This is a genomic window from Thiosulfativibrio zosterae (assembly GCF_011398155.1).
Taxonomy (GTDB): Bacteria; Pseudomonadota; Gammaproteobacteria; order Thiomicrospirales; family Thiomicrospiraceae; genus Thiosulfativibrio; species Thiosulfativibrio zosterae.
In genome coordinates, this window is sequence record NZ_AP021888.1 from 2,324,231 (window position 1) to 2,341,149 (window position 16,919).

The 16,919-nt window shown below is 46.0% G+C and carries 14 protein-coding genes; 9 read left to right on the top strand and 5 right to left on the bottom strand.

Going from position 1 to position 16,919, the window contains the following annotated elements:
* From THMIRH_RS10730 to rdgB, 3 genes are read right to left on the bottom strand one after another with little or no spacing between them, the layout of a single operon-like run.
* Positions 1 to 396 (bottom strand): P-II family nitrogen regulator, encoded by a 396-nt coding sequence (locus THMIRH_RS10730; protein WP_173292085.1) that lies wholly within the window; start codon positions 394 to 396, stop codon positions 1 to 3.
* Positions 393 to 2,120, bottom strand: a complete 1,728-nt coding sequence (locus tag THMIRH_RS10735) for a DUF1538 domain-containing protein (protein ID WP_173292086.1) — start codon at positions 2,118 to 2,120, stop codon at positions 393 to 395. Before THMIRH_RS10735 ends, THMIRH_RS10730 begins: the two co-directional genes overlap by 4 nt.
* A 59-nt stretch (positions 2,121 to 2,179) precedes the next feature.
* Entirely contained in the window at positions 2,180 to 2,791 is a 612-nt protein-coding gene (gene rdgB / locus THMIRH_RS10740) for an RdgB/HAM1 family non-canonical purine NTP pyrophosphatase (RefSeq protein WP_173292087.1), read from the bottom strand.
* A gap of 55 nt (positions 2,792 to 2,846) precedes the next feature.
* Here rdgB and THMIRH_RS10745 point away from each other — a divergent pair, with 55 nt between their 5' ends.
* The 7 genes from THMIRH_RS10745 to THMIRH_RS10775 all read left to right on the top strand — a co-directional run bounded on the left by THMIRH_RS10745 (position 2,847) and on the right by THMIRH_RS10775 (position 10,773).
* Positions 2,847 to 3,716: a YicC/YloC family endoribonuclease gene (locus tag THMIRH_RS10745; RefSeq protein ID WP_173292088.1), complete on the top strand. Its 870-nt coding sequence runs from the start codon at positions 2,847 to 2,849 to the stop codon at positions 3,714 to 3,716.
* A gap of 154 nt (positions 3,717 to 3,870) precedes the next feature.
* Positions 3,871 to 4,080: a hypothetical protein gene (locus THMIRH_RS10750; RefSeq protein ID WP_173292089.1), complete on the top strand. Its 210-nt coding sequence runs from the start codon at positions 3,871 to 3,873 to the stop codon at positions 4,078 to 4,080.
* A 156-nt stretch (positions 4,081 to 4,236) separates the two neighbouring features.
* Entirely contained in the window at positions 4,237 to 6,657 is a 2,421-nt protein-coding gene (locus tag THMIRH_RS10755; RefSeq protein WP_173292090.1) for a penicillin-binding protein 1A, read from the top strand.
* A gap of 71 nt (positions 6,658 to 6,728) precedes the next feature.
* Entirely contained in the window at positions 6,729 to 7,628 is a 900-nt protein-coding gene (locus THMIRH_RS10760; protein ID WP_173292091.1) for a fructosamine kinase family protein, read from the top strand.
* Positions 7,629 to 7,675: 47 nt separating this feature from the next.
* A complete protein-coding gene (gene adk, locus THMIRH_RS10765) occupies positions 7,676 to 8,326 on the top strand; it encodes an adenylate kinase (protein ID WP_173292092.1) in 651 nt (216 codons plus the stop codon).
* A 142-nt stretch (positions 8,327 to 8,468) separates the two neighbouring features.
* Positions 8,469 to 9,485: a GGDEF domain-containing protein gene (locus THMIRH_RS10770; protein WP_173292093.1), complete on the top strand. Its 1,017-nt coding sequence runs from the start codon at positions 8,469 to 8,471 to the stop codon at positions 9,483 to 9,485.
* 139 nt (positions 9,486 to 9,624) lie between these two features.
* Positions 9,625 to 10,773 carry a hypothetical protein gene (locus THMIRH_RS10775; protein ID WP_173292094.1) on the top strand — a complete coding sequence of 383 codons (1,149 nt, stop codon included), beginning with the start codon at positions 9,625 to 9,627 and terminating at the stop codon, positions 10,771 to 10,773.
* 41 nt (positions 10,774 to 10,814) lie between these two features.
* On the opposite strand, the gene THMIRH_RS10780 is transcribed toward THMIRH_RS10775, so the two are convergent.
* Positions 10,815 to 11,459 (bottom strand): arylesterase, encoded by a 645-nt coding sequence (locus THMIRH_RS10780; RefSeq protein ID WP_173292095.1) that lies wholly within the window; start codon positions 11,457 to 11,459, stop codon positions 10,815 to 10,817.
* On the opposite strand from THMIRH_RS10780, the gene THMIRH_RS10785 reads away from it, so the two are divergent.
* Complete coding sequence (locus THMIRH_RS10785) at positions 11,445 to 12,176, top strand: ABC transporter ATP-binding protein (RefSeq protein WP_243831447.1); 732 nt, start codon at positions 11,445 to 11,447, stop codon at positions 12,174 to 12,176. The two genes, THMIRH_RS10780 and THMIRH_RS10785, sit on opposite strands and share 15 nt — an antisense overlap.
* Before the next feature lie 2 nt (positions 12,177 to 12,178).
* The gene (locus THMIRH_RS10790; protein WP_173292096.1) at positions 12,179 to 14,692 is read left to right on the top strand and encodes an ABC transporter permease; all 2,514 of its coding nucleotides are present in this window, start codon (positions 12,179 to 12,181) and stop codon (positions 14,690 to 14,692) included.
* Between the two features lie 16 nt (positions 14,693 to 14,708).
* On the opposite strand, the gene THMIRH_RS10795 is transcribed toward THMIRH_RS10790, so the two are convergent.
* On the bottom strand, positions 14,709 to 16,916 hold the full coding sequence (locus tag THMIRH_RS10795; RefSeq protein ID WP_173292097.1) for a PAS domain-containing hybrid sensor histidine kinase/response regulator: 2,208 nt from the start codon (positions 16,914 to 16,916) through the stop codon (positions 14,709 to 14,711).
* Between the last annotated feature and the right edge of the window lie 3 nt (positions 16,917 to 16,919).

Below are 16,919 nucleotides of genomic sequence, written 5' to 3' on the forward strand. Positions count from 1 at the left end.
TTATCTATGCCCCGACAAACGATCTTTTTCGATGCGTTGCAAAACTGCCTCTGGAATATAGGTGGCGGCTTTTTCTAACGGGGTAACAAACATAATGCCCATGCCCGGGGTATCGAGCTTGCCCGCGTTAAACATGGCGGCAAACACTTCTTCTTGTTGCTGACGCGATACCATGATTTGCACAATTTCTTTTTCGGCTTCTACCGTAATACTCAACAAGCCTAAACGCTCTCTCACGCCAGCGCCACGCCCAAATTGTACCGATGCCCCTTGGGCGCCTGCTGCTCTGGCAGCGGCCACCACGGCATCCGCCATACCTCTTTGAATCATGCAGGTAATCAATGAAACGCCGGTTAAAATCGTCATTTCTTTGGGAGAATTTTGCGGTTTAATCATGCCTTAGATTCCTTTGTTTGACAGGGTTGGTTAGGCTTACACACCTGGCTGCGATATTTAATCCACAAACCCGTTATCAAGACCGTAATAATGGGGCCAATGGAAGCCATTGATAAAATTCCAAATCCTTCAACCGCACCGACCGCTTGTCCTAGACCCAAGCCCATCGCAAGGACCAGCGGTACTGTCACAGGCCCAGTGGTCACACCCGCACTGTCCCAAGCGACATTCACAAAGGATTCTGAGGATACGAAAGTTAAGATTAAAGCAAACAAATAGGCAGGAATTAAAATGTAAGCCAAGGGTAAATCAAAAACAATTTTGGCGACACCCACTGCAATCCCAAACCCAACGCCCAAAGACACCGCCATCATCAAGGTTTTCTTTTTAAAAGCACCACTGGTTAAACTTTCAACCGTCATGCCCAGGGCATTTAAAGCGGGCTCCGCTAAGGTGGCGCCAAACCCTAAAACAAAAGCAAAAGCCAAGGCAATCAAAATCCCTAATGAAAACCAATACAACGGTGATTCACCAATCCCTGGCACTTCGGTAAACGCACAGGGAATCAAAGAGCCCGATTGTCCGCCCAATTTTGCCAAACCATAGGTTAAACCTATGTTAAAAATAATCATGCCCAACACCGCAAACCCTAACCCCAAAAACACGGTTTTTTTGTTGGGCAAACTTTCTTTTAAAACATACACCAGCACTAAGCCCAAAAACAACACCAAAGGCACAATAGAGCGAATACCGCCAATGATTTCGGCATAGGGCGTTGCGTCCATCCAAGAAGGCGCTTCTACAACCGCTGTTTGACTGGCTGCCATAATCGTCGCTAGCGGAACGGTTTCAACCAAATAAACTGACAGCATCAATACGCCTAAAATTGGGAATAAGGAAGCTAAGGTCACGATACCAAACCCAGATAAAGATTGATTACCACTGCCCGCAGCTGATGCAATGCCAATGCCCAAAGCCAACACCAGCGGCACAGTTACCGGCCCTGTGGTTACCGCGCCACTGTCCCAGGCCAAACCGACCATTAAGCGTAAATGTTCATCTTGAAAGGCATAAAAAGTCAGTAACAAGGTTGGCAATAAGGTCAGCACAATTAACGGTTTTAAACTCCAACCATACAAAAAGCGCATTGTTCCCAGCACCGCGGCTAAGCCCACGCCTATGCCGACTACCAAGACCAAAGTGCCAGACCAATCATTGAGCAGCGTATATAAATAAGGCGCTTGCGTTACGCTCACATTAGAGCCAGCCGCCTTCAAAGCCCCGATGGCTGGTTCGGCAAAAGTCACGCCTATACCCAACAAAAATGCGATGGTTAAGACCACCGGCAAACTGGATTTTTGCGGCAGTTTATTGCCAATCACTTCGCCAAACGGCATCAAACCGAGTTTTAGGCCTTCCATAAACAACATCAAACCGAGCACAACTGCCATTAAGCCGCCCGTTATGACGGCCGCATCGGCCACCGACTGTCTTAAGATGAGTATTTGAAACAACGCCAAATAAATCGCGAGCGGCAAAACTGCTTTTAACTGTTCAAGAATTTTGGATTGTAGATAAGGGCGAATCAGACGATAAGCGTCGATGGGGCGAATTTTAAATTTGGTATAAGCCGCATTTGGAGATTTGTTCAGTTCATCATAGCTGATGACTTTGGCGTTATAACGACGATGTTCAACCAAATCCTGATAAGGAATTTGTTTCATGCGAGCTCCAAATACCACTTAAAAAATAAACAAATTCAAATTATACACATTTCAACGAGTTATAAAATCAACTCGGCTTTTAATTGCGCAACCAGTTGCGCCAAAGCCAAAGCTCGATGACTGACTTTGTTTTTCTGCTCAGGCGCTAAGTTGGCAACAGAACAGCCAAATTCTGGCATCCAAATGACTGGATCATATCCAAAACCACCTGTGCCTTGCGGCGCCTCTAAGACTTCACCGCACCAACGCCCCAATCCAATCAAGGGGGTTGGGTCTTCGGCAAAACGCACAAACGCCATCGCGCTGTAATAACAGGCCTTGCGCTGAGTTTGTCCCTGCATTTCTGCCAGTAATTTAGTGATGTTATCAGCATCCGAAGCATTGCCATCGCCAAGGGCAGCATAACGCGCCGAATAAATACCAGGTCTGCCCTGCAAAGCATCTACTTCTAAACCAGAATCATCAGCAATGGCCGGCAAACCGGTTTTTTGTGCCGCATAATGCGCCTTTAAAATGGCATTTTCAATAAAAGTTAAACCCGTTTCTTCGACTTCCTCGTCAAAAAAGTTTTTTTGCGAAGCCACTTGCCAGCCCAAAGGCGCCAAAAGTTCAGACAACTCTTTTAACTTGCCCACATTTCCAGAGGCCAAAACCACCGTTGAATTCTGCATTACCATTGACTCCTGATTTACAATAAAACGCATTATACAAAAACGAGACCCGCTCATGAACAGTATGACCGCATTTGCCCGCCATGAACTTCCACTCCCACAAGGCTTACTCTCTTGGGAAATTCGGGCCGTCAATCAACGCTATCTAGAAGCCAATTTCAAACTGGCAGAACCTTTTCGACACCTTGAAATGCCGTTACGCGATTTACTCAAAAAAAGCGTAAACCGCGGCAAGGTTGAAGTTTTTTTAAAGTTCCATGCACAACAAAATAGCGCTCAACAACTTGACCCTGCCGTGATTCAAACACTCGGTCACACATTAGAGCAATTGCAAAACGCCTTCCCCAATTTGGCGCCCACCGACCCTTTAAGCCTTTTAAACTGGCCAGGCCTGGTTAAAAATAGCACCGAAAACTTAGATTTAAGCGCTGCTGAAAGTGATATTTTGCAAAGCTTTTCAAGCCTGCTCGAAGCCTTTAATTTGGCAAGAGCAACCGAAGGCGTAGCACTCAAACACTTGATGCTAGAAAAGCTAGAGGCCATTGCATCCCAAATTGCTGTGGTTTACGCACGCTTACCTGACCGCTTGCTAAAACACACCGAAAAAATGCAACAACGCCTATTAGACCTGCTCGGCAACACCGAACTAGACACACAACGCCTTCACCAAGAAATTGCGCTGCTGGCACAAAAACTCGACATCCAAGAAGAACTCGACCGCCTAAACACCCATATTGAAGCCGTTCGTCAAACCTTTGAAAACCCTGAACCCGTCGGCCGTCGCCTTGATTTTTTAATGCAAGAAATGAACCGAGAAGCCAATACCCTAAGCTCTAAAGCGCTGGACTCTGAAACCACCCAAGCCAGTGTGGAACTCAAAGTTTTGATAGAACAAATCCGCGAACAGGTGCAAAATATCGAATAGGGTGCCAACCTGAACCAATCCTGTCAAAAAATTGAAGAAACCTTTGCGATAAGTTATTTTTCTTGACTTCAATCAATATTTTAATTTGTATTTTGACCGCAAGATGGGTATAGTTCGAAATGTTGAAACAACCAACACTATCTGAGGAATAAACATGAACAACTTTATGAAAATGCTAGGCGTGATCGTTGTAACGGTTGTACTACCACTTGCTGTATTACTAGGTATTTGGGCAGACATCCTTCCACAATCAGTTCAAATTGGTATTGCATTATTTGCAGTGGCTTTTTCAGTCGTTTACATCATTGGTGGCAATGTCTACTTGATGTGGAGCGATATCAAAACGGGTCGTTACAAAAAGTAATTTGACTGTTTGACAAAAGCCCTATTAAAAGCCCGTTTAAGCGGGCTTTTTTTATCCCAGCGGTTTTAGAAAAATGCACCGTGCAAAGCAAAGCCTCCTCCTTTATAATATTTCTCCACACTTTAAACAACGCTTGAAAAATCAAAGGCCTGCTGCATGACTTCTGCGGAACACCAAGAAACCCCTGACGCCAATCTGGCACAGCCTAAAAAGAAAAAAAGCATCTTGCGCCGCCTGTTTTGGGGCAGCTTTTGGTTATTTGGTTTTATCCTTCCCAGCATTGCGGCCATTGTTTACGGTTTTACCATCTACCCTACCCTGCCAGATGCCAATCAACTGCGTGATGTAACCTATGAAGTGCCTCTAAAAATCGTTACCCAAGACGGCAAACTGATTACTGAAATTGGCACTAAAAAGCGTATTCCTTTGGATTACACCCAAATCCCCGAGCAAATGACCCATGCCATTATTTCTGCGGAAGACAATGATTTCTTTAATCATGGCGGCGTTGATTATAAAGGTTTAGGCCGTGCCGTTTTTGAATTGGTGACCACCGGTTCTAAGCAATCTGGGGGCTCAACCATCACCATGCAGGTGGCCCGAAACTTTTTCTTAACCAAGAAAAAAACCTACCTGCGCAAACTCAATGAAATTGTATTGTCTTATAAGATTGAACACGAAATTTCCAAACAAGAAATCTTGGCACTCTACCTCAATAAAATCTTTTTAGGCTATCGCTCTTACGGGGTTGCTGCCGCTGCCCAAACCTATTACGACAAAACCATTGACCAACTCACTTTAGATGAGTTTGCCATGATTGCTGGCTTGCCCAAGGCGCCTTCGGCTTTTAACCCAATTGCTAACCCCGAGCGCGCCAAACTACGCCGCAACTATGTATTGCGCCGCATGTTTGAAAACCACTATATCACCGAAGCCGAAATGGTCGCGGCTCAAGCCGTGCCTGTGCATGCCAAATTGACAGGGGCGCGCATTGACATTGAAGCCGGTTATGTTGCCGAAATGGGTCGTCAGTTTGCCCTTGACCAATTTGGTGAAGAAGCACTTAATAATGGCTTAACCATAGTGACCACGCTCGATAGCAAATTACAAGATGCCGCCAACCTAGCGATTCGTAATGGCCTACAAGAATATGAGCGCCGTCACGGTTACCGCGGCCCTATTAAACACCTGGCTCCCACTCAACTGACCAATGAAGACAACCTGCTCGAAGAACTCAACAGCATTCCTAAATTTGGTAAATTAGGCGTTGCGGCTGTCATGAATGTTCAACCCAATGAAGCAACCCTTTTGGTGCATACGGGTGAGACAAGCCGCATCACTTTAGATTCAGTGTTGTGGGCGCGCCGTTATATTGATGTCAATAAAATGGGCGACGACATCTCTCAAATGGGTGATGTGCTTAGCAAAGGTGATTTGGTTTATGTGCAAGCATTAGACAACCAATGGCAATTAGCACAAGACCCTTTAACCGAATCTGCGTTAATTTCCATCAGCCCCAAAGATGGTCGCATTTTGGCATTGGTGGGCGGTTTTGACTTCTTCCGCAGTAAGTTTAATCGGGTCACCATGGCGCAACGCCAAGTGGGTTCTAATATCAAACCTTTCTTATACTCTGCCGCGCTCGACAAAGGCATGACAGCAGCCACCACCATTAATGATGCGCCAGTGGTGTTTCACGATGATGCGTTAGAAGATACCTGGCGTCCCGAAAACTATTCTGGGCGTTTTTATGGCCCAACGCGCTTGCGTGAAGGCTTAGCTTATTCCAGAAACCTGGTGTCGATTCGCCTACTACAACAATTGGGCATCAGCCCAGTGATTGATTATTTACAAAACTTTGGGTTTACCAAAAAAGACCTTAACACCACCCGCAACCTATCACTGGCTCTGGGTGCGGTGCAATTTACCCCATGGGAAGTAGTGCGTGGTTACGCCACTTTTGCCAACACAGGTTATCTGATTGAGCCTTATTTGGTTAAAGAAGTGCGCGATTTTAATGGGCGGGTCATTTATGAGTCTGCACCCAAGCGGGTTTGTACCGTGGCCTGTAACGAGGACGATCCGCTCAATGCGCCACGCGTGATCACGCCACAAAATGCTTATATCATGACCTCCATAATGCAAGATGTGATTAATTATGGTTCTGGTCGCCAAGCTAAAGCGCTCAATCGTGAAGACCTTGCCGGCAAAACCGGTACAACCAACCAACAAAAAGACGCTTGGTTCTCTGGCTTTAATCCTGATGTGGTGACCACGGTTTGGGCAGGTTTTGATAAACCAGACACCATGGGTCGAAACGAGGTGGGTGGCCGTGCCGCCCTACCGATTTGGATGGACTATATGCGCATTGCTTTAACTGAACTTGGCTCGCCCAACGCACCCTTTATGCGCCCAGATGGTTTGGTCAATGTGCCGATTGATAAAAAAACCGGCCTAGCCGTACCTGCCGATACCCCGGGCGCTTATTTTGAAATTTTTAGACCCGAGTTCGCACCTAAAGTGCCCGAAAGCAGTGCCACAGAAATCAAAGCCTTGGCAGACGAACTCTTCAAGTAATTTTATAACGCGCGCTAAGCGCGTTTTGTTTTTAAAGCGCTAACTTTAACGCACATAACCCAAGGACTTTTATGAACTGGCAAGTCATTGCAAACAGCATTCAGCAAGACCTCAATCAAGAATTCAACATTATCTCTGCCGCTAAAATTTCGGGTGGCGATATTCACCAAGCCTTTAAAATTCACACCCACTCCACGCTGGACCACTTTAGGCCTGAGCAAAACTTCTTTATCAAAATCAATACCGCAGAAACTTTTGAATTGTTCGCTGCCGAAGCCTTTGCCCTGAAAACCCTGAAAGACAGCCTGAGCTGTCAAGTGCCCAAAGTGATTCATTTAGGGCAAAATACTGACCAGGCTTGGTTAGTTTTAGAGTATTTTCAACTCACCTCCAAAGGCGACGACTTTCAACGCGGCAAAGATTTGGCGCTACTGCATCACACCACTCAAGCAACCTTTGGTTTCGATCAAGATAACTTCATCGGTTTAACGCCACAAATCAACACCCCTAATAGTGATTGGATTGTTTTTTATGGCCAACAGCGCCTCGGTTATCAACTGGCATTGGCGCAAGCTAATGGGATTTCGGCACAAGTGTTTAACTTAGGTCAAAAGCTGATAAGCGCCCTGCCAAAGTTTTTTGAAACCTATCATCCCAAAGCCTCTTTATTGCATGGCGATTTATGGTCGGGCAACTCAGCGTTTGATGAAGATGGCGAAGCCATTTTTTATGACCCCGTCAGCTATTATGGCGACCGCGAAACCGACCTTGCCATGACTGAGTTGTTTGGTGGATTTAGCCCTGCGTTTTATAAAGGTTACAACACTGTTTTCCCGCTCGACAAAGGTTATGAACTGCGTAAGCCGCTCTATCAACTTTACCACCTGCTTAATCACTTTAATTTGTTTGGCGGCCACTACGAACAGCAATCCCTTGAGTGCATGCAAAGTCTGCTCAGCAAGGTTTCATAAAACTGTAAAGATGGTAAAATGCATCCGATTTTAAAAAGGACCTCATTATGAAATTCATTCTTCTTGGCGCTCCTGGCGCAGGCAAAGGCACTCAAGCCCAGTTTTTAACTAAGCAATTCGACATTCCACAAATCTCAACCGGCGACATGTTGCGTGCCGCCATTAAAGCCGGCACGCCCATGGGTAAAATGGCTAAAGAATTTATGGATGCCGGTAAATTGGTCACAGATGAAATTATTATCGGTTTAGTGAAAGACCGCATTGCCGAACCTGACTGCAAAAACGGCTTTTTGTTAGATGGTTTTCCACGCACCGTGCCACAAGCCGATGCCTTGGCAGAAGCGGGAGTGGCGATTGATGCCGTGGTTGAAATTGCCGTGCCAGACACCGAAATCGTGAATCGTATGTCTGGGCGTCGTGCGCACTTAGCCTCAGGTCGCACCTATCATGTGGTTTACAATCCGCCAAAAGTCGAAGGCAAAGATGACGAAACTGGCGAAGATTTAGTGCAACGCGATGATGACAAACCGGATGTAGTTTTGGGGCGCTTAGAGGTTTACCACAAACAAACAGCTCCGCTTATCGACTATTATCAAGCCGTTGCCGCTAAAGATGCCTCAGTAAAATATTTAAAAGTCGATGGCACGCAAAAAATTGATCAGGTTGAAACCGCCATTTTGGATGGTTTGAAAGCCTAATCGACCATTTATTGATTGAATTTTTTAGGTCAACGATGACCTAAATACTGCCCCAATAAAGTTTATAGACACCCTGCAGAGATTTCAGTGAGTTAGCCTTTAAATTTTATTGTGGCACTTGCCCCTGATTTAAGGAGAACTGATGTCCTTTCCTGCAGCCACGTATCTCAGTAAGCTGGGGCATTTACACCAAAATACCTTCATCAATGCGCGCCAAACCTTTATTGTTTATCAAGCTATTTTGGCAGCTGCTTCCATTTTCCCATTTGCCATTTGGCGCTTTCTAACCGGTGATTGGCAACACGGTCTGATTGACCTCTTAATTGTCGCAGTGTTGGCTTTTCTGGGGGTTTTGGCACGCCAGCCGCAACAACTAGAACGGATTATTTGGTCACTGTCTATCCTTTACATCATCGCTGTTTGGACAGTGGTTTATTTTTTTGGCGAACAAACCCTCTACTGGGGAATAGTGGTCGGCATGGCAACGCATTTTGTTTTACCCACCCGCTCGGCACTGGTCATGAATGCCATTTTACTGCTCGGCACACTTGCTTTGGCACATGAACACCCATTTGCCGAACTCTTTACTTTCAGTATCATTTACACCTTAGTGATTATTTTAGCGTCACAATTTTCTTGGCGCATGAACCAAGATAACCGTAACTTGCTATTTTTGGCTCACAAAGACATTCTCACGGGCGCTGGCAACCGCCTAGCCTTAGATCAAAAAATCAACGACATTTTTAAAGAACCACAAACCACCCCCTGGACTTTGATGATGGTCGACATAGACCACTTTAAAAACATCAACGACCAATATGGACATTCGGTTGGCGATGAAGCACTCGTGCAATTGGTTTTAACGATGCAACAGAACTGCCAACATCCAGAATGGGTGTTTCGTTATGGTGGCGAAGAATTTTGTTTACTGCTACCCCAATCGCTTGCACAAAGTTTAGTGTTGGCAGACAAGCTACGCCAAACCATTCAGACCACACAGCTGATCGCTCAAAAAACCATCACCATCTCAATAGGCCTTGCCGAACGCCAAGATGCTGAAAACCCGCATGACTGGCTGATTAAAGCCGACAGCGCGCTATATAAAGCCAAAAAGGCAGGACGCAATCAAGTTTGCCTGCACCACCCTAACGAGTCTTAGCGCAACGCTCATCAGCGATTATTGCTAAAGAAAAGACATTTTCATCCGTTAACCTCTTTAATTCCAAACTATATGGAATCTTAAAAATAAAACACCCAAGGGAAACTTCCAAATACAGATAAAAATATTGGAGTGTTTTATGAAAATACATGACCAGAAAATTGAGTTCGCCATGCAGCACGCTGCCCAGCAAACTCAACACCGCCAAACCCTTAAAGAAACCTTTACCAATGGCCAACTCACCGCCAAAGAAAGCCAAACCGAACAACATCGAAGTCGCCAAGCTAGTGCCAGCAATGTGACATCCTTAAATGGCCAATGGCAGCAACACACGCTTTCAGCGCCCAAAACTGAGTTTTTTGCGCCACAAAAACCCTCAGAAACTGCCAAAAATAACCAGGCCTCCCCCCCAAAAGAACTGCCAAGTGCTTTACTCAAAATGATAGAAGTCGTCGAAGCCATGATGGAACGCCTAACGGGCAAACCCTATCATCTCGAAATCATGGGGTATCAAAGCACCAAGCCATCAACCGACACACGCGAAAATAATCCGTTTAATTTCGCCAATCGGTCAGCAAGCCAATCTCCCTTTTTCTCGGGTTTTAACCTTCAACCGCTCAATCAAAAAGGCGAAAGAATCACCACGCTGACCGACTACCAAGAAACAGAAACCCTAACCTTTAAAGCCCAAGGTCAAGTCACCACCCAAAATGGTGATACCATTAACTTTAATTTTAATAGCGAAATGAACCGTTCATTTCAAACTCAAGCCAGCCATACTCAAGAAAGCGGCTTAATTTTTAAAGACCCACTGGTGGTCAATTTTGGCGGAACCCCTGCCACCCTTACCCTCAATAAAGTGCAATTTGATCTCGATGCCGACGGCCAGCAAGAGTCTATGTCTTGGCTGAATGCGGGTTCTGGATTTTTAGCGTGGGACCGCAACCAAGATGGCCAAATCAATGACGGCACCGAACTGTTTGGCGCCCAAAGTGGCGATGGTTTTGCCGACTTGCAAGATTGGGATGAAGATGGCAATGGTTGGATTGATGAAAACGACAGCATTTTTAGCCAACTTCAAATCTGGCACAAAGACACCAAAGGTCTCGACCAACTGCAAGGCCTGTTAGAACTCAATATCGGCGCTCTTTATTTACAAAACACCGCCACCCCCTTTACCTTCAAAGACCCAAACAATCAAACCCAAGGCCAAGTGGTCTCCAGCGGCATTTTTCTCAATGAACAAGGTGGCAGCGGCAGTTTGCAACAAATCAATCTAGTTGTGTAAAACGAATCAGACAAATATCAATCCAGCCACGGCTGGATTTTTTATTGGAGCAGGTTTTGGAATTTTGGCCACAGCCTTTCTAAAATCTGCGGTTGTGCCGCTTCGTTTGGATGCAGGGCATCGGCTTGCATCAGGTCGGGGTCTAGGGCAACTTCTTCTAAAAAGAAGGGATCAAAAACAAGGTTGTATTGTTTGGCTAATTTTGCATAGACATTTTGTAATTGGCGGTCATAGGCGGGGCCATAGTTGGTGGGCAAACGAATTCCTAGTAACATAACTTTTGCCCCCTCTTGCTGAGCAATTTCAATCATAGAGGCTAAATTTTTTTGTGTGGTTTTTAAATTTTGCCCTCTTAAAGCATCGTTAGCACCCAACTCGATAACCACCCAGCGGGGTTGATATTGGGTGAGCAGTGCTGGCAAACGGCTTTTGCCGCCTGAAGTGGTTTCGCCGCTGATACTGGCATTGACCACGGCAATTTTGGCCTGGGCTGGGTCTGATAAGGTTTGTAATCGCTGTTGTAATAAAGATGCCCAGCTTTTCTCCAAAGTGATGCCGTATCCTGCGCTTAAACTGTCGCCTAAAATGAGTAAACTGGGGTTTGGACTGGCTTGTGCGAAAGATGTTACACTCCATACCAGAAACGCCAAGACTCGCACTAGGGATTGAAAATGACAATGCAGCATACACACACTCCTCTTAATTCGGATTCACCGGTCATAGAACTTACCGAAGTCGCTTATGAAGTGCCTTCGCAAGAACACGGCCTACTCAGTATCTTAAAGGGTGCAACCCTCAAAGTCCAACCGCAAGAAACCCTTGCTTTGGTGGGGCGCTCGGGTTCAGGCAAATCGACTTTGCTGGCACTCATGGCGGGTTTAGAAAGCCCCACGCAAGGTGAAGTGCGCTTACTGGGGCAATCGTTAAGCGCGCTTAGCGAAGACCAACGCGCCCAACTGCGTGCTTTGCAAGTGGGATTTGTGTTTCAAAACTTTCAACTCTTACCCAACATGACAGCACTTGAAAATATCCTGATGCCTTTGGAACTCTTTCAAGTGGCGGATGCCAAACCTAAAGCCTTGGCGGCTTTGGAAAAAGTAGGACTCAGTCATCGGCTGTCGCATCGACCTGGTTTATTATCCGGCGGTGAACAACAGCGAGTCGCGATTGCCCGAGCTCTGGTCACGGAACCCAAGGTGTTATTTGCCGATGAACCCACCGGCAGTTTGGATGAAGAAACTGCGCATGGCATTCAAGAGTTGCTGTTTAAACTGAATCAAGAAACCCAAACCACCTTAGTTCTGGTCACCCACGATTTAGAGTTTGCCGAGCGTTGTCATCGCCAGGTGTTTTTGCATCAAGGTCACTTAGTCAATCGTGACCTCAGTCCTCTTGAGGCCTAAACATGACGCTCACAAAACCGACTCATTGGATCACAGACGCTTGGACCGCTACGCGCTGGTTTTTTCGTAGCCTACGCCAAGGCGATTGGATTTGGTTATTGCTAGCCGTGGCACTCGCCAGTATGAGTGTTACCACGGTGGATTTGCTTGCCAAAACCGTGAAACAAAGCATGCTAGAAGAGGCGGCCAATCAAATGGGCGCCGATTTAGTGATTAAAAGCACGCGCCCGCTGAATCGTGACTTTATAAAGCAAGCCCAAACGCTTGGCTTACAAACAGCAGAATCGGTAAGTTTAGTGACCATGGCCTCGCAAGGCGATGAGTTTCAGCTGGTGCAACTCAAAGCGATTTCTGAGAACACCCCCTTACGCGGACAGCTCAAAAGCCGCCCCTTATTTCAACAAAACGCCGGCAAATTGAGCCCTGGGCAAGCCTGGGTTGAAGCCTCTTTGGTTGAGCAGCTGGCATTATCACCTGAAAAAAACACCATCACCCTGGGTGTTTCCGAATTTAGCGCACAAGCCAGTGTGCAACCCAGTGGTTTAATGAATGGTTTAAGCAGTTTTGCGCCACAAATTTGGATTGCCTTAGCTGACCTAGAACCAACCCAATTACTCGGCCCCGGCAGCCGCGTGAGTTATGAATTGAGTTTTGCGGGTGAAACACAAGCCTTACAAAGGTTTAATACCCAGATTCAATCCGTGCTAGACCCCAGTATTCAAGTGGTCAGTGCGCTGGCACCCAATGAAGACTTGGCTAAATCACTGGATACTGCTTGGTTATTTTTAGACCTGTCAGCGTTATCCGCTATTTTGGTGGCGGGTTTGTCGATTTTAATTGCCAGCCGTTTTTATTTGCAACGTTGGCAAGCGCAAATGGCGTTGATGCGTGCTTTGGGTGGGCAGGCTGGCAATATTGAGCGCATCTTTACCTTGCAACTGACGTGGTTAGGATTGGTGGGCAGTGCGCTGGGTTTGGTGGCGGGCATTTTACTTTTTCAAGCATTACGCCCTTGGCTCAACCAGTTTTTTGAACAACCCGCAGAAATTGAGTATGGTGCAACGCTGTTTAAAAGTTTACTGATTGGTTTACTGGTGCTCTGGAGTTTCACTTGGCAAGCCTTTCAGCGCGCCCTTAAAACCCCGCCCATGTCGCTGTTTAGAAATACCCAACCTCAACCCAGCCTATGGCATTGGCTGTTTAGCTTTACGCTGGTTTTGGCATTGCTTGCCTTAATGACGCAATCCGCCAGTTGGCTACAAATGGTGTGGATGATTGTCGGCTTATCTGTTGTAAGCCTAGTGTTATATGCCACCGCTGCTGGATTGCTCAAAGGCATGCAAATTTGGCAAAATCACACCCAAGGTTGGTTTAAATTGGCCTTAGCGGCGCTTTCAAGAGAGCCAGGCCTGGTTAAAATTCAGCTGATTTCGGTCGGTTTGGTGTTGTTTGTTTTGATGTTACTGACCTTTGTGCGCCAAGATTTAATGCAAACTTGGCAAGCCTCTTTGCCAGCCGATACGCCCGATACCTTTGTGATGAATGTGCAACCAGACCAAAAAACCTTAGCGGCACAGTTACTGACACAATCAGACATTCAAACCGACCTAGTGCCGATGGTTAAAGGCCGTTTGATTGCCATTAATGACCAGCCCATCCTAGCCAGTCAACAAACAGAAACTCGAGCGCGCCGCTTGCTCGAACGCGAGGCCAATATTGCTTTACTGCAAACCCCACCCAGCTACAATCAAATCACCGCAACACTGCCAGATTCAAAACAAAACCCCTCATTACCCAAGGTGTCTGTTGAACAAGACATCGCCAAACTGTTTCACATTCAACTCGGTGATGTGCTGACTTTTAATTTATCGGGCGCCCAGCTTAGCTATCAAGTCAACAGTATGCGTAGCGTGCAGTGGCAAAGCTTTCGGTTAAACTTTTTCTTTATCATCCAACCCAGCCAAGCCGATGCAACCCTGCCAATCAGCTATATCAGCAGTTTTAAAATGCCCCACGAGCGCGCGGTGCAACCCCTACAAAAAGCACTGGCTGAACAAACCCCTGGGGTATTGCTGATTGATGTAAAACATATCCTCACGCAGATTCAAACCATCATGAGTCAAGCCAGCTGGGCAGTGACGGCTTTGTATATTTTGACCTTATTGTCGAGTATTTTGGTATTGCTCAGCGCAACTCAAGCCAGCCAACAAAGTCGAGTGCAAAATTGGATGTTGCTGAAAACCTTAGGAGCCCAGCAAAAAGTGATCGTCAAAATGGGATTAATGGAGTTTGCCCTGTTGGGCGCTTTGGCAGGACTCATGGCGGCAAGCTTGGCGCAATTGGCCAGTATTGCTTTAAGTATCAGCCTGTTAAAAGTTGACCCCAGTTTTAATCCCTTGTTATGGGTGAGCGCTTTGGCGCTGGGGATTTTAGGTTTGCTCTTAATGGGTTGGCTAACCCAACGCCATTACCTCAAGCAATCACCCAAAGCCCTTAGCCGATATGAATCTTTATAAACAGTTTATAAAAAGTTTAAGACCAGTGGTTGAGGGTTTCTTTGAGCTTTTCAATGTTGATAGGTTTAGAGAGGTAGTCAGACATACCGGCAGACAAGCATTTTTCACGGTCTCCTTCCATGGCATTGGCGGTTAAACCAATAATGGGAATCTGTTGACCGCGCTCGTTGAATGAGCGAATTTTATCGGTCGCCTCATAACCATCCATAACGGGCATTTGGCAATCCATTAAAATTAAATCAAACTCGCTGTCTTTAAATGCGTCCACGCCCTCTTGTCCATTGTGTGCCACCACCGCTTCATAACCAAATTTTTGTAACAACTTAACCGCCACCATTTGATTCACGGCATTATCTTCAACCACCAACACCTTTTTACCTGTGCTCGGTGTCGGTTGATTGGCTGGTTTGCTGAGCGCCCCTTTTTGATCAGCGGTTTGAGCATCATTTTGTTTATCTTCAAACAACACTTTTTGTAAGGTATGGCGCAACACGCTTTGACGCAAGGGCTTACGCAAACACTGATCGAAATTGCGTTTAACCTCTTCTGGCCAGTGATGGGCATAATGAGATGAAGCCATGACCAATTTAATGTTTGAGCAGGTCGGCAACTGGCGAATCAGTTCCGCCAATTCAACGCCATCCATTCCCGGCATTTGCATGTCTAAAATACCCAAATTAAACGAAGCGCCTTGTTGACGATTTTGGTTAATCATGCGCAAAGCCTCTAACCCCGAATGTGCAATATAAGGCACCAAATCCCAAGCTTTGAGTTGTTTTTCTAACATGGCACAGTTGGTCAGGTTATCGTCCACCACCAAGACTTTTTGCTTTTGAAAACCTATGTCAGTTAATTCGTCTGGCTGCTCCAAGGTAGGTTCATCGGTTTCTATTAAAGGGAGTTCAAACCAAAATAAACTGCCTTGTCCGTAAACACTGTCAACACCAACCACGCCGCCCATTAACTCTACCAATTGTTTGGTAATGCTTAAGCCCAACCCAGTTCCGCCAAAACGACGCGTGGTAGAGCCATCGGCTTGCGAGAAGGGTTGAAACAATTTTCTTAAACTCTCTGGGGTGATGCCGATGCCCGAGTCTTTAATTTCAAAACGAATCCGCAGGTTTTCACTCGGAGATGCCACAACGGACGCCAGTAAAGAAACCTCACCCTTTTCGGTGAACTTATAGGCATTGCCAATTAAATTAATCAGCACTTGGCGTAAACGCACCGAATCGCCAAGCACCCAACGCGGTACATCGGGATTGGGAGCGATAATCAGCTCTAATTGTTTTTCACAAAACTGCATGCCAAAAATTTCAGACAAATCTTCCATCAATTCATACAGATTGAAGCGGATTTGTTCAATATCCATTTGACCGGCTTCGATTTTTGAGAAGTCCAAGATGTCATTAATGATGGATAACAGCGCCTCGCCCGAACGCACAATCGTGCCGGTCAACTCGGTTTGTTCTTGGGTTAAATGGGTGTCTTGCAATAAGCTGGATACGCCAATAATGCCATTTAAAGGCGTGCGTATTTCATGACTCATGGTGGCTAAAAATTCAGACTTGGCTTTAGAACCGGCTTCGGCTTGTTGCTTGGCTTCGGCAAGGGTTTTTTCATAAGCCTTTTGTACAGAAATATCTCTAAACAATAGGGCAACCGAATCGACTTGATCGTTTTGAAAAATGGGAGAAATCACCAGTGCAATGGGAATTTGAACATCGCCCACCATGACATAAGCCGAATCGTCTTGATAGACCTCGCCTCTCAGCATCATGTCTAGCAAGGTGCCGCGTGAGCCATTAAAATTGGGGAGCTGAAAAATTTCTAAGGCACTCAGCGCGTAAATATCATCATGCGATTTTTGTAAGATGTTCACCGCCGATTGATTGCAATACATAAAACCGCAATTCAAATCGAGTTCACACACGCCATCATTTAAGGATTCCAAAATGCTCTTAAACTTGCGCTCTTGTTCGAGTAACTGATTGGCACTGTGACGACGAATTTCTTCGTGTAAACGCGTCATTTCCTCTGAGGAGATTTGTAAAGAACGCTCCATCATGTAGCGTTCTTCATCGTACCCTTGAAAAGCCTCATCAAGACGCGCCAACAATTTAGACCAAGCGTCTAAATCGGGCAACTCGTCTTCGGTTAATTTTAGTCGCTTTAATAGGCGCTTAAGCGCATTGTGGCGTCCCGTTTCTTTCAAGGGTGACATCTA